Source organism: Nonomuraea sp. NPDC050451, assembly GCF_044458585.1.
On record NZ_JBITHZ010000005.1, the window covers coordinates 475,789 to 495,072 of the forward strand.

18 protein-coding genes and 1 pseudogene are annotated in these 19,284 nt (G+C 70.1%); 15 read left to right on the forward strand and 4 right to left on the reverse strand.

The window, feature by feature from the left end; genetic code table 11:
- Nucleotides 1-154 precede the first annotated feature (154 nt).
- A complete protein-coding gene (locus tag ACIBI9_RS20755; RefSeq protein ID WP_397223768.1) occupies nucleotides 155-841 on the forward strand; it encodes a FadR/GntR family transcriptional regulator in 687 nt (228 codons plus the stop codon).
- Between the two features lie 4 nt (nucleotides 842-845).
- Here ACIBI9_RS20755 and ACIBI9_RS20760 read toward each other — a convergent pair whose 3' ends face one another.
- Nucleotides 846-1,529, reverse strand: coding sequence for a GntR family transcriptional regulator (locus ACIBI9_RS20760; RefSeq protein ID WP_397223769.1), 684 nt, complete (start codon nucleotides 1,527-1,529; stop codon nucleotides 846-848).
- Between the two features lie 92 nt (nucleotides 1,530-1,621).
- On the opposite strand from ACIBI9_RS20760, the gene ACIBI9_RS20765 reads away from it, so the two are divergent.
- The 8 genes from ACIBI9_RS20765 to ACIBI9_RS20800 all read left to right on the forward strand — a co-directional run bounded on the left by ACIBI9_RS20765 (nucleotide 1,622) and on the right by ACIBI9_RS20800 (nucleotide 8,592).
- The gene (locus ACIBI9_RS20765) at nucleotides 1,622-2,419 is read left to right on the forward strand and encodes an FAD binding domain-containing protein (RefSeq protein WP_397223770.1); all 798 of its coding nucleotides are present in this window, start codon (nucleotides 1,622-1,624) and stop codon (nucleotides 2,417-2,419) included.
- Nucleotides 2,420-2,430: 11 nt separating this feature from the next.
- Nucleotides 2,431-2,934 carry a (2Fe-2S)-binding protein gene (locus ACIBI9_RS20770; RefSeq protein ID WP_397223771.1) on the forward strand — a complete coding sequence of 168 codons (504 nt, stop codon included), beginning with the start codon at nucleotides 2,431-2,433 and terminating at the stop codon, nucleotides 2,932-2,934.
- Nucleotides 2,934-4,325, forward strand: coding sequence for a xanthine dehydrogenase family protein molybdopterin-binding subunit (locus tag ACIBI9_RS20775; protein ID WP_397223772.1), 1,392 nt, complete (start codon nucleotides 2,934-2,936; stop codon nucleotides 4,323-4,325). Before ACIBI9_RS20770 ends, ACIBI9_RS20775 begins: the two co-directional genes overlap by 1 nt.
- 3 nt (nucleotides 4,326-4,328) lie before the next feature.
- Nucleotides 4,329-5,345 carry a xanthine dehydrogenase family protein molybdopterin-binding subunit gene (locus ACIBI9_RS20780; RefSeq protein ID WP_397223773.1) on the forward strand — a complete coding sequence of 339 codons (1,017 nt, stop codon included), beginning with the start codon at nucleotides 4,329-4,331 and terminating at the stop codon, nucleotides 5,343-5,345.
- Nucleotides 5,335-6,192 carry an AAA family ATPase gene (locus ACIBI9_RS20785; protein WP_397223774.1) on the forward strand — a complete coding sequence of 286 codons (858 nt, stop codon included), beginning with the start codon at nucleotides 5,335-5,337 and terminating at the stop codon, nucleotides 6,190-6,192. The genes ACIBI9_RS20780 and ACIBI9_RS20785 overlap by 11 nt, the downstream gene beginning before the upstream one ends.
- The gene (locus ACIBI9_RS20790) at nucleotides 6,185-7,300 is read left to right on the forward strand and encodes a VWA domain-containing protein (RefSeq protein WP_397223775.1); all 1,116 of its coding nucleotides are present in this window, start codon (nucleotides 6,185-6,187) and stop codon (nucleotides 7,298-7,300) included. Before ACIBI9_RS20785 ends, ACIBI9_RS20790 begins: the two co-directional genes overlap by 8 nt.
- Before the next feature lie 4 nt (nucleotides 7,301-7,304).
- Nucleotides 7,305-8,213 carry an amidohydrolase family protein gene (locus tag ACIBI9_RS20795; protein WP_397223776.1) on the forward strand — a complete coding sequence of 303 codons (909 nt, stop codon included), beginning with the start codon at nucleotides 7,305-7,307 and terminating at the stop codon, nucleotides 8,211-8,213.
- Nucleotides 8,214-8,310: 97 nt separating this feature from the next.
- Nucleotides 8,311-8,592 (forward strand): YciI family protein, encoded by a 282-nt coding sequence (locus ACIBI9_RS20800; protein ID WP_397223777.1) that lies wholly within the window; start codon nucleotides 8,311-8,313, stop codon nucleotides 8,590-8,592.
- Between the two features lie 38 nt (nucleotides 8,593-8,630).
- Here ACIBI9_RS20800 and mltG read toward each other — a convergent pair whose 3' ends face one another.
- The 3 genes from mltG to ACIBI9_RS20815 form a co-directional block, all read right to left on the reverse strand.
- Nucleotides 8,631-9,536 (reverse strand): endolytic transglycosylase MltG, encoded by a 906-nt coding sequence (mltG, locus tag ACIBI9_RS20805; protein WP_397223778.1) that lies wholly within the window; start codon nucleotides 9,534-9,536, stop codon nucleotides 8,631-8,633.
- Nucleotides 9,533-10,045 (reverse strand): SigE family RNA polymerase sigma factor, encoded by a 513-nt coding sequence (locus tag ACIBI9_RS20810; RefSeq protein WP_397223779.1) that lies wholly within the window; start codon nucleotides 10,043-10,045, stop codon nucleotides 9,533-9,535. Before ACIBI9_RS20810 ends, mltG begins: the two co-directional genes overlap by 4 nt.
- Before the next feature lie 243 nt (nucleotides 10,046-10,288).
- Nucleotides 10,289-11,251, reverse strand: coding sequence for an acyl-CoA desaturase (locus ACIBI9_RS20815; protein ID WP_397223780.1), 963 nt, complete (start codon nucleotides 11,249-11,251; stop codon nucleotides 10,289-10,291).
- A 217-nt stretch (nucleotides 11,252-11,468) separates the two neighbouring features.
- Here ACIBI9_RS20815 and ACIBI9_RS20820 point away from each other — a divergent pair, with 217 nt between their 5' ends.
- The 6 genes and pseudogenes from ACIBI9_RS20820 (at nucleotide 11,469) to ACIBI9_RS20845 (ending at nucleotide 18,813) form a co-directional block, all read left to right on the forward strand.
- Nucleotides 11,469-12,806, forward strand: a complete 1,338-nt coding sequence (locus ACIBI9_RS20820) for a cytochrome P450 (RefSeq protein ID WP_397223781.1) — start codon at nucleotides 11,469-11,471, stop codon at nucleotides 12,804-12,806.
- Between the two features lie 2 nt (nucleotides 12,807-12,808).
- The gene (locus tag ACIBI9_RS20825) at nucleotides 12,809-14,395 is read left to right on the forward strand and encodes a peroxidase family protein (protein ID WP_397223782.1); all 1,587 of its coding nucleotides are present in this window, start codon (nucleotides 12,809-12,811) and stop codon (nucleotides 14,393-14,395) included.
- Nucleotides 14,392-16,584: a hypothetical protein gene (locus ACIBI9_RS20830; protein WP_397223783.1), complete on the forward strand. Its 2,193-nt coding sequence runs from the start codon at nucleotides 14,392-14,394 to the stop codon at nucleotides 16,582-16,584. Before ACIBI9_RS20825 ends, ACIBI9_RS20830 begins: the two co-directional genes overlap by 4 nt.
- 10 nt (nucleotides 16,585-16,594) lie before the next feature.
- Nucleotides 16,595-16,837, forward strand: coding sequence for a hypothetical protein (locus ACIBI9_RS20835; protein WP_397223784.1), 243 nt, complete (start codon nucleotides 16,595-16,597; stop codon nucleotides 16,835-16,837).
- Nucleotides 16,838-16,876: 39 nt separating this feature from the next.
- A pseudogene (locus ACIBI9_RS20840) lies at nucleotides 16,877-17,014 on the forward strand (AbfB domain-containing protein); the annotation flags it as partial.
- A gap of 929 nt (nucleotides 17,015-17,943) precedes the next feature.
- Complete coding sequence (locus tag ACIBI9_RS20845; RefSeq protein ID WP_397223785.1) at nucleotides 17,944-18,813, forward strand: hypothetical protein; 870 nt, start codon at nucleotides 17,944-17,946, stop codon at nucleotides 18,811-18,813.
- Nucleotides 18,814-19,284: the final 471 nt, after the last annotated feature.

Consider the following 19,284-nt stretch of genomic DNA (forward strand, 5'->3'; position numbering starts at 1 on the left):
GACATCCTATGTCCCGGCCGAGCATGCGAACAGGCCATGTCCGTCCGGTGGGTCATCTGTGTCGCCGGCGTAAACTTTCCTACCCCGGGCTGGCCTTCCGGCACCGAGAGATGGGATGTTTTGAGGCAAGGTCTTCGACGAGCCTGGAGGTGGCATGCGTGCACGTGACGACGCGTCGCTTCAGGAGCGCATCGTCTCCCTGATCCACGAGCGCGGACTGGCCCCCGGGTCACCGATGCCGACCGAAGTGCAATTGATGGAGCTGCTCGGGGCGAGCCGCAACAGCGTCCGCGAGGCCGTGCGGGCCCTGCAGGCGTTGGGCATCGTCGAGATCCGGCACGGTCATGGGACGTTCGTCGGGCACGCGTCGCTCGACGCGCTGACCCCGTCGTTCGCCTTCAGGGTGCGTTCGGGGCCGGGCGGGATCCGCGCGCTGCACGATCTGGTCGAGGTCCGCGAGCTGCTCGAGACCGGGCTGATCGGCCAGGTGGCTCAGAGCACCAGCGGCCCCCGGCTCGCCGCGTTGGAGGCCCTGGCCAATGGCATGGACCGGGACCGGGAAGCCGATCGGGCGTTCCACGCGCTGCTGTACGACTCGTGCGGCAACGAACTGGTGCTGCAGCTCATCGGCCTGTTCTGGGACGTCTACCACGAGGTCGAGCCGACGCTCGGCCCGCCGGAGGAGCGGACCGAGGAGATCGCGGTCAACCACCGCCGGATCGTGGCGGCGCTTCGCGCCCGGGACGCCGAGGCCGCACGGGAGGCGATGCGACTGCACTTCCGCGACGTCAAGGCGCGTATCGCGCGGGCGGAGGCGCGGCCGATACCCGCGCCGAGCTGACCCCCTAACGTTTCGGGGTCCCGTACGGGTCGTGCGGCGTGTCGGCGTAGGCCCACTGGTGGTCACGGGCGTGCCGGCAGGCCACCTCGACGTCCCCGGCGCGCATGACGTCCAGCAGCTCGCGGTGCTCATCGGCGACCCGCTCGAGTTTCGGCCTGGTGACCATGAGAGCGATGGCCGTGCGCGCCTCGATCTGCAGCGCCTCCCAGGCGCGGGTCAGCAGCACGTTGCCGCCGGCCTGCACGACGTGCCGGTGGAACCGCGCGCTGGCCAGGCCGATGCCGTGCACGTCGTTGTCCCGGGCGTTGCGGTACATCTCCTCGACCGCCTCCCCCAGCCGGTCGAAGGGGAGGGTTCCGGCCAGCATGGCGAGCCGCGTCGCAGTCTCCTCAAGGGCCGCCCGCACGATGTACGCCTCGCGGATCGTCTGCTCCGCGAAGGGAAGCACCCGGCTGCCGTGACGAGGCCGGCTGTCGATGAGGCCGAGGCCCTCGAGCTGCCGAAGCGCCTCCCGAACCGGTGCCTGGCTCGTTCCGAACTCGATGGCGATCTTCGTCTCGATCAGCCGGTCGCCCTCGCCGAGCTCGCCGGAGACGATCCGTTGCAGCAGACCGTCGCGGATCTGCCGGCTCAGGGTCGGTCGCGCGGAGCGCGGGACGGTGGACGGGCTCCCCGTGGGTTCCGACAACAAACCTCCTGTGATGTTGAGGGCCCGGAGGGCCCTTGACTCTTAGATCATGCCACGTATGTTAATTATCGATATCGATAACTGGAGTGCACATGCTGACCTCCGTTCAGACACCCGAAAGCCCCGAAGCGGCTCATGCGGCACTTCGGACCGGGGCCGTGCCCCTCGGCGGCGGCACCTGTCTGCTGGCCCGATTGAACGATCAAGCCGGAGACGACCTGCGGCTGGTCAGCCTGCGCAGGGCGGGACTGTCCGGCATCGACGTCGAAGGCGACGCGGTGGCCCTGGGCGCGGCCACCACTCTCGCGGACATCGAGGACGACGACCGGTTGAGCTACCTGTCCGGCTGTGTGCGGTCGATCGCCTCGCCGCCGGTCCGCAGCCTCGCCACAGTGGCCGGCAACCTTTTCGTGCCGCAACCGTACGGTGATCTGGCGGCGGCTCTTCTGGCCCTGGACGCGGAGCTGGACGTCCTCGGCGCCGGCGGCGCACGCCGCGAGCCGCTCGAGCGAGTCGTCACCGATGGCCTGCGGGCGGGCGACCTGGTGACCCGCGTCCGGTTCACCGCTCCGGCCAAGGACACGTTCCGGTTCTACAAGGCGAGCCGGCGGCGGCTCAACTCAGGATCCATCGTGACGGTGGCGGCCCGGATCGTGATCGAGGATGGCCTGGTCAGCGACATCCGTCTCGTGCTCGGCGGCCTGGCGCGGCGCCTGGTACGTGCGGTCGGCGCCGAGCGCGTTCTGCTGGGCGCGCCGCTGAACGCCGAAGTCGTCGCCCAGGCAGCCGGAGCCGACCTCATCGAGCCGTTCGACGACGCCTACGCCTCCGGCTGGTACCGCGCTCGGGTCTACCCCGTCCACCTGCGTCGCGCCCTGCTGGGGGCCTGAAAGGGGATCGCATGCCCTCGACAATCGTCACGCTCAAGCTGAACGGCACCGAGCGGGAACTGATCGCCCGGCCGTCGACGACGCTGCTGAGCGCACTGCGCGAAGCGATGGGGCTGACGGGGGCCAAGCGCGGCTGCGCGCAAGGGGGCTGCGGCAGCTGCACGGTGCTGCTGGACGGCAGGCCCGTGGTCTCGTGCCTGATCCCCGTCGTGACGATCGACGGCTCTGCCGTGGAGACGATCGAGGGCGTGGCCGACGGCGACCGGCTCGGCGACGTACAGCAGGCGTTCGTCGACCTCTTCGCGACACAATGCGGGTTCTGCACCCCTGGAATGATCATGTCCGCCACGGCCCTGCTCAACCGGAAGCCGAATCCGACCCGTCAGGATGTCACCGAGGCGATCTGCGGCAACGTCTGCCGCTGCACGGGATACGAGCCGATCATAGTCGCCGTCCTCGCCGCCGCGGAACGCCGCCGCGGCGCCCCGCTCGCGAACGCGGAGGGCGAGGTCTGATGGCGCGCGTCACCCCGATCGAGACCGCGTACTTCAAGAGCGAGCGTGCGGACGACTTCGTCGTCATCGGCTCCGCCGTCCCGCGCACGGACGGCCGCGGTCACGTCACCGGTCGCACGATCTTCTTCGAGGACATGGCGCTGCCGGAGATGACGCACGTCAAGATCCACCGGTCCACGCGGCACCACGCCCTCATCAACCGGGTCGACGTCTCCGGCGCCCTCGAGGTCCCGGGCGTGCTTCGTGTCATCACCCACGAGGACGTACCGAACAACTGGTACACCGTACTGCGGCTGATCGGCGTGGGACCCGACGACGAGCCGGTGCTGGCCGAGGATCGGGTCCTCTATCGGGGCGAGCCGATCGTCGCCGTGGTCGCCGAGACCGAGGACGCCGCCCGCGCGGGCGCGGCCCGGGTCGCGGTCGACTACACCGACCTGCCCGCCGTCCTCGACGTCGAGGAAGCGCTGGCCGACGGCGCCCCGATCATCAAGCAGGCGGGCGCCAACCACTTCGTGTACGAGGGACATCACTGCCGCCGGATCCGCTTCGGCGACGTCGAGCGAGGCTTCGCCGAGGCGGACCGCATCGTCGAGGGCCGCTACAGCTCCTCGCCCATCGAACACGCGCCGACCGAGCCGACCGGCTGCATCGTCGTCCCTCAGGGCGACGGCCGGCTGCGCATACACACCAACACCCAGGCCGCCTTCTTCACCCTCGACAACACCGCGCTCATCCTCGGCGTCCCGCCTACCAGCCTGCGCGTCGTCGGGGGCACCGTGGGAGGCGGCTTCGGCGGCAAGGTGGACGTCATCGTCGAGCCGCTCGCCTGCATCGCCGCCACGCTCACCGGCCGACCGGCCAAGTACGTCTACAGCCGCGCCGAGGAGATGCAGGTGTCGTCCCCCCGCGCGGCCGAGCGCATCTACATCAAGGACGGCGTCATGGACGACGGCCGGATCGTCGCCCGCAAGATCACGCTCTACGTGGACGCGGGCGCGTACTCCCGGCACAGCCCGTACGGCACCACCAAGGCGGCGGCGCACATGCCCGGCCCGTACACGATCCCGAACGTCCATGTCGACGGCTACTGCGTCTACACGAACCGCACGCCGTCCAGCGCCATGCGCGGGTTCGGCGTCACGATCGGCGACTTCGCGCTGGAATCGCACATGGACCGCATCGCCCGGGAGCTGAACATGGATCCGCTGCAGCTCCGGCTCAAGAACGCCTACCGGGACGGCGACATGAAAGCTCATCGCAAGATCGCGTCCGGCACGGCGCTGGTCGAGGTGATCAAGAGCGCCGCCGATCTGGTGGGGCACGACCTTCCGCCGGAGTACCGGGCGATGTCGTCGACAGAGCCGTCGACCGGGCGATCGGAGGGCTGAGCGATGGCGTTACGGCACGGGCGCGGATACGCGGCGGTCAACTACCCGACCGGGATGAACCTCGGCGGCGACCCGTCGCAGGCACTCGTCCACGCCACCACGATGGGCGGATTCGTCGTCACGCTCTCCTCGGTGGACCTCGGCCAGGGGCTGCGGACGGTCGTCGCCCAATGCGCCGCCGAGACGCTCGGCATCCCGATCGAGAACGTCATCGTCGACACCGCCGACACGGACACCGGCCCGCACTGCATGGGGACGTTCGCCAGCCGCGGCACCCACCGTGTCGGCAACGCCGTGATCATGGCGGCACGCGAGGCCAGGGATGTCATGCTGCAGGTCGCCGCCGACGAACTGGAGGTCGACGCGGAGGATCTGGAGGCCGACGGTACGGGCTTCATCCGCCTCAAGGGATCGTCGGAGAAGAAGATCCACGTCAGCGACGTCGCGCTCGCCGCGCACTTCCGGCAGGGCCGGACCATCTCCGGCCGGGGCATCTTCCTCAAGGAGCCGAGCACCCCGGTGCCAGAGACCGGCGAGATGGACCCGGACTCCTGCCAGGCGCACGCGTGCACCGTGGCCGAGGTCGCGGTCGACGACGAGACCGGCGTGATCGAGGTGCTGCGGCTCTACAACACCTACGAGATCGGCCGGGCGCTCAACCCGGCCCTCGCGACGCAGCAGGTCGAGGGCGGCACCTGGATGGGCCTGTCACACGCCCTGTTCGAGTCGACCGAGCCGTACTATCCGGAGTCGCGCGAGCACGGGCCGGTCGATTTCGCGGAGTACCTGATGCCGGGCCCGGCCGACATCCCGGCGCAGACGAGCATGTTCCTCGAACGGCCCGCCGACAACGGGCCGTTCGGGGCCAAGGGAATCGGCGAGATGACGGCGAACGCGCCGATCCCCGCGATCGCCAACGCCGTGTACGACGCGGTCGGCGTACGGCTGACGAGCATGCCGTTCACCCCGGAGAAGGTGCTGCGCGGACTCGACGAGTTGCGGGCCGGCCGTGCTGGTTGATCAGGACGCGCTGGATCGGCAGCTGGGCGCGGAGGGCTACCTCGCCGACGAGGGCTTGCTCACCGCCATCCACCTGGCAGGCACGCTCGGGCTGCCGCTGCTGCTGGAGGGTGAGCCGGGGGTCGGCAAGACCGAGGTCGCGAACGTCCTGTCCCGGGTCCTCGACCGCGAGCTGATCCGGCTGCAGTGCTACGAAGGGCTGGACGCCTCCCAGGCCCTGTACGAGTGGGACTACCCGAAGCAGTTGCTGTCCCTTCGGGCCGCCGAGGTGGAGGGGCGCGGCGTCGGCGACCTGTACCGCGAGGAGTTCCTGCTGCAGCGCCCGTTGCTGCGCTCGCTGCGGGCGGCATCCGGTGCGGTGCTGCTGATCGACGAGATCGACCGTGCGGACAGCGAGTTCGAGGCCTTTCTTCTGGAGTTCCTCGGCGACTTCCAGATCACCATCCCGGAGATCGGCACCATCAGGGCGGCGAGCGTTCCGTTCGTCGTCCTCACCTCGAACCGGACCCGCGAACTGCACGATGCGCTCAAGCGCCGGTGTCTCTACCACTGGATCCCCTTCCCCGACGCCGAACGGGAACGAGCGATCATCCGGGCGCAGGCGCCGGGCCTGGACGAGAGCAGCGCGGCCCGCCTCGTGACCGCCGTGCATCGGATCCGCGGACTGGCCTTGCTGAAGCGGCCAGGTATCGCGGAGTCGGTCTCCTGGGCCCGGGGCGTGCAGACGCTGGCCCGCGAGGGTTCAAGCTGGCTGGAGGCGATGCGCCGGTCCGCGGGGCTGCTGGTCAAGCACGAGGAGGATCTCGCACTCCTCGGCCGCCACGCCGCGGAGGTGTTCCGTGACTGAGCGGTCCCTCGTCGCGCGTATCGGCGATCATGTGCACGGGTTCCTGCGGGACCTGCACGATCAGGGCCTGCCCGTGCCGGTGCCCAAACAGCGGGTCTTCCTTCAAGCGATCGAGGCCGTCGGCCCGCTCGACGCCACGCACCTCTACTGGATCGGGGCGGCCACGCTCACGACCTCCCCCGAGGATCTGGAGGTGTACTCCCCCACGTTCGAGCGCTGGTTCGGGGAGGTCGCGGCAAGGCGCATCCCCGATGAGGAGTTCCCCGACGACGAGGCCCCCGCGCCGCGCGGGAAGGGAGACGATGCTCCTCTCACGGCGGCGTTCGGCGGGGAGGCGGGCCTGAAGGCCAGCTCCTCGGAGCGCGAGAGACGCCCGGTGTTCGGCCCGGCGAGCGAGGACGACCAGGCAGTGCTCTCGCTGCTGCGGCGGGAACTACCCGGCGCGGTGCCGACGGTCCGGTCGCGCCGCCGGCGACCCGCCCGGCGAGGTCCGTGGATCGACGTCGCCAGGATCTGCCGTGAGTCGTGGCGCAGCCACGGCGAGATCGTCACGTTGCGTCGGCGGAACCGGCCGCGGCGGCAGCGCCGTGTGCTGCTGCTCATCGACGTGTCCGGGTCGATGAAGCAGCACAGCGCCCACTACCTCCGCTTCGCCCATGCGGTGGTCGAGCGGCTCGACCGCGTCGAAGTGTTCACCTTCGGCACCCGGCTGACCCGCGTCACCGAGCCGCTGCGCGTACGGCATGTCGACGCGGCCGTCGCCTCGTTGAGCGACGTCGTCCTGGACGCCGAGGGCGGGACGCGGATCGGCGCCTCGCTCCAGGAGTTCCTCGCCAACGCCCGATATGTCACCGTGGCACGCGGCGCTCTGGTGATCGTGCTCTCCGATGGCCTGGAACGCGGCGACTGCCGGCCCATGCAGGCGGCCGTACGGCGGTTGTCGCTGCTGAGCCACCGGTTGCTGTGGTGGTCGCCACTCGCCTGCGACCCGGCGTACCGGCCGGTCACCCGCGGCATGTCGGCCGTGCTCGGCAGTGTGGACGCGCTCGCGGGCGTACGCGACCTGCGTACCGCGTACGAGCAGGTGGGGACCTTGATCAAGGAGTGATGTCATGTCGGACGCGACCCGCTACTCGGGCGACATCGTCGACTCGCACCACCACATCTGGCGGGCCGGCGACCTACCTTGGCTGTCCGGACCGATGGTGCCGCGGATCTTCGGCCCGTACGAGCCGATCAGGCGGGACTACCTGATCGACGAGTACGTCGCCGACGCCGCGGCCTCAGGCATCAGCGAGTCGGTCTACGTGCAGACGAACTGGCCGCTCGACCGGGTCGTGGACGAGGTGCGATGGCTTCACGAGGTCCATCAGGAGACGGGCCGGCCGATGGCCGTCATCGGATCGGCCGACATGTTCGACGAGGGCGCTCCGGACACCATGCGACGACAGGCCGCGCTCACACCGCTGATCCGGGGGATCCGTCAGCAGCTGCACTGGCACGAGCGCCCGGAGTTCCGGTTCGCCACTGCGCCCGACCGTATGAAGGATCCGGTCTTCCGCAAGAACATCGGCGCGCTCGCCGACCTCGGCTGGCTGTTCGAGCTGCAGGTCTTTCCCGAACAGATGCCGGATGCGGTCGAGCTGGCGGCGGCCTTCCCTGACGTCACCTTCGTCCTCGTGCACGCGGGCATGCTCATCGGGCTCGAGTGCGTCGAGTCGTGGCGGGCCGGGATGGCCGCGCTGGCCGAGCGGCAGAACATCGTCGTCAAGCTCACTGGTCAGGGCACCTTCGTCCACCGGGTGGATCCCGACTTCATCTCCTTCGTCGCCGACGAGGTGATCGGCTGGTTCGGCGCCGGCCGGGCCATGTTCGGCACCAACTTCCCGGTCGAGAAGATCTGGACCACCATGCCGCAGCTGGTTGACGCGTGGAAGGACGCACTGGCCCACCTCCCGCCCGCCGACCAACGCGGCATCTTCGCCGACAACGCACGACGGGTGTACGGGCTGGAGGGCTGACCTGGAACTGCCGGGGCTCGGGCCGCGAGCTCCGGAGAGCTTCGACCGGCGCCGTCAGGCGGTCCCGGTCGTCCAACGGAAAAAGGAGTGTCTCGGCATGGCACTGTTCGTCCTGACCTACGGCTACAACGACACCCCGCTGAGAGCGGAACGCCGCGAGGACCATCTCGCACACCTGAACAAGCTCTTTGAGCAGGGCAGCCTCGTCGCGGCCGGCCCTTACACGGACCTGACGGCCGGCATGATCGTCCTGCGGGCCGAGGACGAGACCGCGGCGCAGGCGCTCGTCGACCAGGACCCGTACACACAGCTCCAAGTCACCAAGGATCGCGAGCTGCGCCAGTGGCGCGTGACGGTCGGCTCGCTCGCCTCCAGCTAGAGTCCCCCTTCTGCGCCGCTCCGCCGGCGCGCGACGCGCTAACCGGACCGCCGCGCCCGTGCGACGAGCTCGGCGAACTCCTTCTCGGACGTGGCGAACCCCAAGGTGCCGCGCTTCGGGTCGGTGACCACGAAATGGAGCCAGGAGCCCGCGGCCGGGTGGAGGGCGGCCTTGAGCGCGGCCTCACCGGGGTTGGAGATGGGCCCCGGAGGCAGGCCGCGATGGCGGTAGGTGTTGTACGGCGAGCGCAGCTTCACGTCCTTGATCGTGACCTCGCCGCGGTACCCGCCGAGGCCGTAGCGGACGGTGCTGTCGAGCTGCAGCAGCATGCCGCGGGCCAGGCGGTTGTGGATGACGCGGGCCACCTTCGGCATGTCGGCCTCGGTGGACGACTCGGCCTGGACGAGGCTGGCGATGATGACGACGTCCAAGGGGGCGCGTCGGGAGGCCAGGCCGAGCTTGTCCGCCGTCTCGCGGAACCGGGCCACCATCGCGGTCAGGATCTCGGCGGGGGTGGCGGAGTCGGCGAAGCTGTACGTGCCGGGGTGGGCGAAGCCCTCCAGCCTGCCCTTGGCGTACGGAGGCAGGCCCAGTGCCCGGCCGTCCTCGGCGGCCCGCGCGAACGACTGCGCGGGCTCGCCGGTCACCCGGGAGAGGTCGTCGAACAGGCGGGCGACCCGCCATCCCTCATTGATGGTCACCTTGCGCGTCCGCTCCGGCTCGGGGCGCCCGGCCACGGGTGCCTCCGGCCGGCCCGCCTCGGGTGAGAGGGTCCTGACGGCGATCGTGCCGCCCACGGCCAGGGCGACGACGGTGACCGCCGCCGCCAGGGCGGCGCCCCTCCGGCGGGCAGGACGGTGCGGGAGGAAGCGGGCCGGGGGCGGCGGCACCTGCTCGTCCGCCATGTCGGCGAGGGTCTCACGCAGCAGGTTCTCGACGTTCAACGGAACTCCCTCACAGTGCTCAGTTCGGGGGCGGACTTCTTCAGCCGCTCCAGCGATCGATAGATCTGGCTGCGGACCGAGCCCACCCGCACGCCCAGCAGGTGCGCGATCTCGGTCTCCGACTTGTCCTCGAAATAGCGCAGGACGAGCATGGTCCGCTGCCGGGGCGTCAGCCGGGACAGCGCCGCGCGCATCGTCACGCGCAGGTCCGCCACCTCGGCGTGCCCTTCGCCGGCCCGGTCGAGCCGCTCGTCCGTGCTCACCTCCACGACCCGTGACCGGCGGCGCCACCAGCTCACCTGCTCGTGGTACATGGTGCGGCGGACGTATCCCTCGATGGCCTCGGGGTCGCGCAGGCCGCGCCACCGCGCGGCCGTCTTCGCCAGAGCCGACTGGACGAGGTCCTCAGCGGCGTGCCGGTCGCCGGTCAGCAGGTACGCCGTACGGAACAGCGCGCTCGACCTGTCGATGACGAACTGCCGCAGAGCCGCCTCAAAGCCTGGATCCACCCGTCCTCCTCTTGATGTCACCCACCAAGGACGAGCGGGCCCCACGGAACTATGCCGGATGCCGGAAAAATGTCAGACGCCGCGCCCGACCGACCTCGTCTTGCGCACGGGCGAGGTGAGCTGGAGACGGCCGTGTGCGAGGAGCCGAGCTCGGGGCTGACCGGCTTCTTCGAGCCGGAAGCCGTGCGCTGTGCATGGGTTCCGCGACGCCGCTTCCAGGACCTCAGCGGCAGGCTCGCCGTGTCATCGCAGGGAGTCGGCACCCTGGTCGGGACTGTGGTCGGTGCGGTGGGTCGTCAGGCGGTCGGGGTTCGGCCAGCGTACGCCGTGGGCCCAGCCGGCCCGCTCGAACCAGCGGATCAGCCGCGCGCTGGGATCGAGCTGGCCCTTGAGCACGCCGTGCCGGGCGCAGGTCGGCTCCACATGGTGCCAGTTGTGCCAGCCTTCGCCGAGCGTCAGCATCGCCACCCACCACACGTTGGACGAACGGTCCCTGGTGCGGAACGGGCGGTCGCCGAAGGTGTGGGCGATCGAGTTCACCGACCAGGTGACGTGGTGCACCACGGCGTAGCGGATCAGACCGCCCCACAGGAGCGCGCTCCACGCGCCCGACCACGACATCGACCACAGCCCGCCGGCGGCGGCCGGGAGCGCGAACGACATGAGAACGACCGCCGGGTAGGCGGCGTCGACACGCCGCACGTCCGGGTCGGCCAGCAGGTCCGGCACCCAATGCCTGCGGCTGGAGCGGTGATGGGTCGTGTAGAACCAGCCGATGTGGGCGTGCAGCATGCCGCGCAGCAGTGCCAGGCCGCTGTCGCCGTAGCGCCACGGCGAGTGCGGGTCGCCTTCGCGGTCGGCGTACTTGTGGTGGCGGCGATGCTCGGCGGCCCACAGCGTGAGGGGGCCCTCGACGGCCATGCCGCCGGCCAGCATGAGCGCGATCCGTAGCGCCCGGTTGGCCTTGAAGGCGCGGTGGGTGAAGAGGCGGTGGTAGCCGATGGCGATCCCGAAGATGCTCACCAGGTACATCGCGACCGCGATGACGAGGTCGCGGGGGCCGATGCCCCAGCCCCAGGCGGCCGGCACCGCGAGGACCAGCAGCAACACGGGCAGGACGACCAGGACGACCAGATAGGCGGTGCGGCGGCCGGTGGTGACCGTCACCGTCTCCGCCGTGCCCGGCTGCGGCATGGGTGACGTCACGTTTCCTCCCATGAGCGGTGCGGGACGATCAGGCTCCTTATTCAACGGCCAGGCCCATGGAGTGCGGCAATGTCCTGACAGTAACGGAGTAATTACTGTGGGGAAGCAAAACAATGCACTCGGTTGTCATGAAGGAAAGGCGCGACGCATCCCTAGATTGTGATTGCACAACGTGATCATCGTTGTGCGCTCCGACATCAGGCGGAAGGTCCACAGAATGGGTGCTGTCGATCAGGAGACCACGGGCGGCCATCTGGAGAGATACGACGAGGCGCTGGCCAGGGACCCGATGTCCGCGTTCAGCCTGGTCCGGGAGTGGATGCGTACCGACTGGCGGAGCCTGTTCGCCGAGCTGCGCGAGCGGCGCCCCATCTTCGTCACACCCGCCTTCACGGTCGTGACCCGCTTCGCCGACGTCACCGAGGTGCTCTCCCACGAGCAGGTCTTCTCGGTACGTGCCTTCGGTCCGCGCCTCGACGCCGCGCTGGGCGCCCCGTTCATGCTGGGCAGGGACGCCACGCCGATGAACTGGCGGGAAAAGGGCCTGATGCAGCTCATGCTCGACCCGCGGGACGCGGCCGGCGTGCGCGAGCTGGCCGGCTGCCTCGCCGACGAACTGCTCGACGCCGCCTGGCCCGACGGGCGCCTCGAAGCGGTCAACGGGCTGTTCCGCCCTGTCGCCCTCGGCGTGTGCGCGCGGTATTTCGGCGTTCCCGGCCCCGATCCGCAGACCCTGGGCCGGTGGACGCGGGCCATCGTCGCCGACGGCTTCGCCAACTTCCTCGGAGATCCGGAGATCCAGGCCGCGTCCGTCAGAGCGGGCACCGAGCTGGTCGGATACCTTCGAGACCGCCTCGCCGAGCACCGGGCCACGCTGCGGGCCGGACGGGACCTCCCCGACGACGTCTTCGCCCGCCTCGTCCGCTTTTCCCTGCCCGCCGGGGCCGACGTGACCGACGACCGCATCGTGATCAACATGGCCGGGCTGCCGCTGGGCTTCGTGGAGAGCGCGCCGGGGGCCATGGTCGAGGCGGTCGAGCAACTCCTGCTGCGCCCGCGGGTGCTCGCGGAGGCCGCGGCCGTCGCCGGAGATCCCGAACGGTTCGATCCGTACGTCTGGGAGGCACTGCGGTTCAGCCCGTTCTTCAAGCTGCTTCCCCGGCTGTGCGAGCGCGACCATGTCCTGGCCGCCGGCACCCCGCGCAGCACGGTGATCCCCGCGGGCACGTTCGTGCTCGCGGCGCCGGCCTCCGCCATGTTCGACGCGGCCGTGGTGCCGGAGCCCGACGAGTTCCGCCTCGGCCGCCCTCGCCACCATCAGCTGTTCTTCGGCTCCGGTCATCACGCCTGCCTCGGAGTGCACCTGGCCGGCGCGGTGATCGCCGAGACCGTACGCCGCCTGCTGCTGCGTCCCGGCGTGCGTCCGCTCCCGCCACCGGCGGGCCGCGTCGAGCGGACACTCGGGATCTTCCCCGACACCTTCGCCCTCGGGCTCGGCACCGAGGGAAGGGCCGCCGCCGAAGAGCGGCTCGGCATCGACGGGTGGGAAGGCTGACGATGGCGGCGAGCCGAGCACGCGCACGCAGCATCGCCACGGATGGTCTCGCCAACCGGCTCAGGTTCCTGGCACTGACCAACGGCCGGCCGTTCTGGGACCTCGTACAGAGAAGCCAGCCGGTCCGGCGCCGGATCAACGCCTCGCTGATCGACCATGCGATCCGCGAGATGCCGCCGCGTCCCGAGCCGTTGAGCACCATGGCCGACTACACCTCGTGGGCCTCCTTGACCGACCGCACCTACAGCGGCAGGCACCTGCCCCCGGTCCCCGTCGCCGAGGGAAACCGTCCCACTCCCGAGAGCGCCGGCGGCCTGTTCACCCGCGGCGAGTCCATGATCCCCTGCCCGCGCTCCACGGTGCTTTTCGCGTACTTCGCCCAATGGTTCACCGACGGTTTCCTGCGCGGCGACACCAACATCCCGCGCGACCCGCGCAAGAACAGCTCCAACCATCACATCGACCTGAACCAGGTGTACGGCCTCGACGAGGCGGCGACGGCCGCACTGCGCACGTTCGACGGCGGGCTGCTCAAGAGCCAGCTCATCAACGGCGGCGAGTTCCCGCCCTACCTGTGCGAGAACGGCAAGATCAAGCCGGAGTTCGCCCCGCTGAGCGTCATCCGCTTCGACCGGCTCTCCGACGAGCAACGCGACACGCTGTTCGCCACCGGCAGCGACCGGGGCAACGGCCAGATCGGCTTCACCATGCTCACGGTGCTGTTCCTACGCGAGCACAACAGGGTGACGCGGCTGCTCGCCCGGGAACATCCGCGCTGGGACGACGAGCGGCTGTTCCAGACGGCCCGCAACATCCTCATCGTGCTGCTGATCAAACTGGTCGTCGAGGAGTACATCAACCACATCACCCCCTACCACTTCCGGTTCGCCCTGGACCCGCGGCTGTCGGCGCGGCTGGACCACGCGCCCTGGCACCGGCAGAACTGGGCCTCGGTGGAGTTCAACCTCGTCTACCGCTGGCACAGCCTGATCCCGTCCCACCTGTCGGTGGGCGGGCGCGAGCTGCCGATGGCCCAAACCTTTTTCGGCAGCGCGCTGATCCCCGGCCCCGGCCTCGGGCGGCTGTTCGAGGACGCCTCCCGCCAGCGGGCCGGCCGCATCGGCCTGTTCAACACCGACCCCGTCCTGCGCGAGATCGACGTGGCCAGCATCGCCGACTCCCGGGCGCTCGGCCTGGCCCCATACAACAGCTACCGCGAGCACTGCCGCTTCCCCAGAGTGCGTGCCTTCGAGCAGATCTCCAGCGATCGGCGGGTCAGCGGCGCGCTGCGCGAGCTCTACCGCGACGTGGACGACGTCGACCTGTACGTCGGGCTGTTCGCCGAGGAACCCGGATCCCCCGCCGCGATCCTGCCTCCGCTGCTGACCAAGATCATCGCTATCGACGCCTTCTCCCAGGCGCTCACCAACCCGCTGCTGGCTCCGCGGATCTTCAACGCCGCCACCTTCTCCCCGGAGGGCGTGCGGGTCATCGCGGCCACGCGCACGCTGTCGGACGTGCTGCGCCGCAACACGCCGGAGGACCCGAGCCCCCGCCTCGTCAGTATGTCCCGGCGGACCCGGTCATGACCGGGGAGAACGATCCGGCCGCCGGGCCGCTGCGCGCCGCGGCCCGCGAGCTGGTGGACATCGCGCTCACGATCCAGGACGCGGCGGCTCACGCCACGGCCGCGCTCACCGACGACGCGCTGCTGCGTGCCCTGCCGCACGCTCCCTCGGCGGCCGGGCCCGCCTACCGCGCGCTGCTACGGGCCACGACGAACGGTCAGGGCCTCGGGTGCGCGTTGACCGGCGGCCGGCTGGCCACCGTGGCCGCCAAGGCCGGTGCCATGCTGGGGGCCGAGAGTCTGGCCGTACGCGTGCTGGCCACGTCGCTGCGGTTGCGCGTGGCAGCAGTGGCGGTCGCTCACCCCGAGCTGACCGGGGACCCCATGCTCGCCCGGCTCATCGACGCGGCCGCCGCCGACCGCGATCTGGAGGCCGTCCGGGCCCTGCGCGCCCTGCTCAAGGACCGTGGTGCGGTGCGCGCGCTCAGCCAGCTCGCCCCGGTCTTCGGCGAGGTTCTCGCGCTGCGCGCGCTGCTGGACGAGAACCCGCTCAACGACGCCACCGCCTGGCTCATCGCTACGGGAAAGGGCTTCGCCACCGCCGATCCGATCACCGGCATGAGCAACAGGGCCATCGCCGTCCTCGACACCGGGGAAGGCGCCGCGCGCCGGATCGAGCTGGCCGCGGCCGAGTCGGCCCGGCTGTGCACGCGGGGGTCGCTGCTCGGCTTCCTGGGCAACATCAGCACGATCGGCACCACCGGACGGGCCCTCGTCCAGAGCGTCGAAGGACCCGACGGTGTGATCCGCCACGTCCTCCAGGCGCCGGGCATGCGAGTCGGACGCCCCGACGGCGAATCGCCCCAGGACCTGCTCGGCGCGTTCAGCAGCGCCGTCCTGGCCGGCAGCCCCTACAGCCGCGCCCTGGCCGAGGCCGTCGCCGACTACGGGCTGCCTCCGGGCGCCGAGCTGGCGCTCGTCGGGCACAGCGCGGGCGGGGCGGCGATCATGAACCTGGCGCAGGACCCCGACTTCTGCGCCCGTCACACGGTCACCCACGCCGTCGCCGTCGGCTCGCCGGTCGACTTCAAACGCCCCGCCGACCCGCGCACCTGGGTGGCCAGCGTCACCAACCAGCACGACATCATCCCGACCCTCGACGGGCAGGGCGCCGGCACCTGCTTCGACCCGCGCCCCGGCTGGTACGTGGTCGATTACGGCGATTCCACCCACCTGTTCCCGCGCTGCCACAGTATCGAGCACTACCTCGCCAACATCGCCGACGACCTGCCCGAGGCTCGCGATCTCATCGACGAGCGGCTGACACCCTTCCGGGGGCAGGTCGTGCGTTCCCAGGCGTACCTGCTGTTCGACCGCCCGCCCGACCCGGAGGAGTTCCCCTTCCTGACCGTGCCGACCCGCACCGTGGACTGTCCCGAGGGAACCGTCGAACTGCCGATCAGATGCCGCAACGGCAACGCGCTCACGGGGTACTTCGCCGCGTGCCCGACAGCGGCGGCCGGCCTGCTGGAGGGCACGGGGCTCGGTCCCGCCGTACAGGTGGCGGGTCGTGCGCTGGTCGCCGTGCACGCCGCCTGGAACCGGCACACCAGTGCGGGCGGCTACGGGGAGTTGCATGTCGGCGTCGTCGTACCCGGCCCGTTCCGTCGACGCTCCCGTTCTCCCGCCTGGTCCGACCTGCTGAGGCTTCCCGTCTGGTCCGACCTCCTGGGGCTTTCCGTCTGGCCTGACCTGCTGCGGGCGGCGGACCTGCGCCGCTCCGGCAGCTTCCTCGTCGGCTCCGCGGTCGACACCACGATCGTACGCGCCCTCGGCCCGCGGCTGTGGGGCGGCGCGACGTACCTGACGCCCCTGGAACTCCGGCTCGGCACCCGGTCCGCCCACGTCACCGTCGGCCAGGTCCTCACTCTGCGTGGACGGCTCGGTCCGGGACTGCCCCTGAGCGATCCCGGCCTGGTCGGCTACACACGCGAGGCCGGTGCCGTGCTGCGGTCCTGCGTACGGACCCGCGGGCAGGCCCGGCTGCACCCGGCGCCGTCACTGCGGCTGGTCGTCGAGCCACAGTCGACCCACCCGCTGGCCGACCAGCTCCGCGAGCTGGGTCTCGACGGCGCCCGCCCGCTGCTGTGCCTGTCGGCCACCACCCGCCAGACGCTCCGGGACGCCGCAGTCCCGGTGCCGCCCGCCTGACGGAGGAGCCATGCCCGCCCGGATCGCCGCGATCATCGCCCACGCCGAAGTCCTGCGTTCGGACGCCCGCGCCCTCGCCGCCTGCGCCGAGCGCCTGCGCGCGATCGAGGCAGGGCTGAAGGACGGCGGCGGGGCACCGCACTGGCTGCACGCATCGGTGACCGCCCACCTCGCCGCCTGCGCGGCGGCCGCCGCCGACCTGGAGACGGCCGCGCAGCGCCTGAGCCGCTACGCGGACGAGGCGAGCCCATGACCGGGGCGACTCGCCACACGCGGGCCAGCGACAGCTTCCTTCAACTTCCCGAACCGCTTCCTGCGTCACTACAACAACATCGTCTACATCGGTGGCGAGGGCGGATCGAACACCTTCGACAGTGCGACGTCATGGGCCGACGACGTGAGCTGGGTCGTCGCCTCACCCTGGGCGTAGGCACCCCGGGCGGAGCCGACCCGCCACTCAGGCCCGAGGACGGCTCCAGCCGCCGCAGCGAACCGGCCAACGCCGTGGAGCTGCCTTTCCGAGCGGGACAGGGTCGGCGGTGTTCAGCCTGGAAGCCTGGCTGGATTCGGCCCACCGCCGGCCCTGCCACTCGATGTAGGGAATGTTCCAGGTGTTTCGATCCCCAGCAACCTGGCCCTCGCCGTCCCGCCGGTCAAGCTCGCGCAGACCCCGATGGTGCGCCGCGACGTGTTCTTTCCTCATTCCCCACTTCGGCCCAGCAGCACCAGCCAGCCGCACGCTCGGAGCGCGATCAGCTACAGGAGACGGAGAGGCGTAAGGACCGATCTTGCCCGTACCGCCGCGGCGCTCAGGAGCCGATGATCCCGTGCCACGCCGCGCCGCCACCGGCGGTCGAGAAGGAATTATGCCGCATCAGCCAGCAAAAGCGCTGATCAGGGACTCGCGACAACGTCAAAAAGGCTTCACGCGAGCGGCAGATCCAGCATCCTAGGCATGGCCAACAACTGGCCCGAGCATGGCCCTCACTCTCTGACCTCCCCTTTTCCCTGAAGAGGTCTTCGTGACTCGGTATGCCATCGACCGTGCCCACAACACGCTTGTCGCGCATTGGAGCACCGGCATCGGCGACACCGCCAGCGTCGTGACCCGCTTTACCCACGACCAACTCCACCAGAACACCCGCCAACTCGCCGCGGAGCTGACCCGCCTGTCGCACATCTGCTGGCGCTTGTACACCCACCCCGCCACCGCTGCCGACCGGCACGGCCCCCACAGCCCCGGGACGCGACGCGTTCGCCATAGTCCTCCCCGCCCTGATCGCCACCAAGCGACCCACCAACCAGCCGCGCAGCACCAAGATCGAGCAAGCCGCCCACGCCGTTGCCCGTATCCTGCACATGCTCAACACCTCTCAGCTCACCACGCACGTCACCACCGACGTCGCCGCCGAACGGGCCGCCATCGAACAAGCCGAACGCGGCGACCTGTCCGAACGGGCACAGCAAACCGTCACCCTCAGCCGCGAAGACGCCTCACCCCTGCAGATCTACCAAGCCGACCGCCTGCTGCACGACAATCCCTTCGGCAACCAGACCCTCCTCGCCGACATGGATCCCACCGCAGCCGCCATCGCCGCTGCCCACTGGTTCTACGCCGCCGTAACCATCACCGCCCAACACAACGGCATGCACCCGATCCAAGTCGTCGCCGGCGCCGAGCAGTCCGACAAACCCCTCGCCATCGAAAGCCTCGCCGACATCGCCACCGCCATCACTGCCGGCGCCCGCGCCCGGCACGTGGTCATGCCCCTGATCCGCAACGCCCTGCACATCGTCGACGGCTACTTGCGCGGCATCCTTGACGTTCAACACCGCATCACCGCCGCCCAAGAACTCATCCAGGCCGCCCGCGCCGACCACTCCGAACTCGACCTCAGCCCTGACACCATCCATTTACCACTCACCTCAATCGACCCCGCCCGGCCCGCCCCAGATCTGCTCGAGAACCTTCTCCACGGCATCGACACCTGCTGGCATCTCTACCAGCACCACAGCAACCCCCGACGCCTCCACCCCGGAAACCTCGAAGCTGCACGGCAAGACCAACTCCGCCAGGCATTCCTCACCGCGACCCGACAAGAAGCAGCCATCCGAAGCGAACGACCCATAGGCGGCAGCGACCTGCGCGCCGATCGGCAGCCCGTCGGCGCCGCGGCCCACCGGCAGGAACCGACGGGCCCACCGGCGGGCTCATCGGCTGCTCGGTAGCTGCTCGTACGGGTCCGATCGGCCGTGAGTATCGGCACATAATGCCGATACTCACGAACGCGCGGTTGCTCGGTAATTGCTCGTGTGTACGTGCCACAGCCCGGCACACGTCGACACGGGCCGATACAACGGGAGAGAGAATTCCGGACACAGCGCTATAAGAAACACCCTGAGGCATTCATCGACACCAATCGAACCGACTCATACGGCCAGGACGGCGATCTTGACCCGGGCGTCAGTCTCAACCGTGCCGAACGGAGGATGTCGACGGGCTTGCCGACCAGCAGCCCGCCACGATCCCCGTTGCCACGGGGTCGCTCAGCGTGTCGGCCAGTCAACACGCTGCAGGCTGGATATATCGACCGATTTAGCTGAATGAACCGCCCCGACTTTGATGGAGACCTCAACGGTTGATTCCGGCGGGTTCGCTGGGTTGGTGTTGAGCGTAGTAGAGAGCCTCGTACTCCTCTG

Coding starts and splice junctions, on each gene's coding strand:
- ACIBI9_RS20755 (WP_397223768.1), top strand. CDS start 155: ATGCGTGCACGTGACGACGCGTCGCTTCAGGAGCGCATCGTCTCCCTG.
- ACIBI9_RS20765 (WP_397223770.1), top strand. CDS start 1,622: ATGCTGACCTCCGTTCAGACACCCGAAAGCCCCGAAGCGGCTCATGCG.
- ACIBI9_RS20770 (WP_397223771.1), top strand. CDS start 2,431: ATGCCCTCGACAATCGTCACGCTCAAGCTGAACGGCACCGAGCGGGAA.
- ACIBI9_RS20775 (WP_397223772.1), top strand. CDS start 2,934: ATGGCGCGCGTCACCCCGATCGAGACCGCGTACTTCAAGAGCGAGCGT.
- ACIBI9_RS20780 (WP_397223773.1), top strand. CDS start 4,329: ATGGCGTTACGGCACGGGCGCGGATACGCGGCGGTCAACTACCCGACC.
- ACIBI9_RS20795 (WP_397223776.1), top strand. CDS start 7,305: ATGTCGGACGCGACCCGCTACTCGGGCGACATCGTCGACTCGCACCAC.
- ACIBI9_RS20800 (WP_397223777.1), top strand. CDS start 8,311: ATGGCACTGTTCGTCCTGACCTACGGCTACAACGACACCCCGCTGAGA.
- ACIBI9_RS20820 (WP_397223781.1), top strand. CDS start 11,469: ATGGGTGCTGTCGATCAGGAGACCACGGGCGGCCATCTGGAGAGATAC.
- ACIBI9_RS20825 (WP_397223782.1), top strand. CDS start 12,809: ATGGCGGCGAGCCGAGCACGCGCACGCAGCATCGCCACGGATGGTCTC.
- ACIBI9_RS20830 (WP_397223783.1), top strand. CDS start 14,392: ATGACCGGGGAGAACGATCCGGCCGCCGGGCCGCTGCGCGCCGCGGCC.
- ACIBI9_RS20835 (WP_397223784.1), top strand. CDS start 16,595: ATGCCCGCCCGGATCGCCGCGATCATCGCCCACGCCGAAGTCCTGCGT.
- ACIBI9_RS20845 (WP_397223785.1), top strand. CDS start 17,944: ATGCTCAACACCTCTCAGCTCACCACGCACGTCACCACCGACGTCGCC.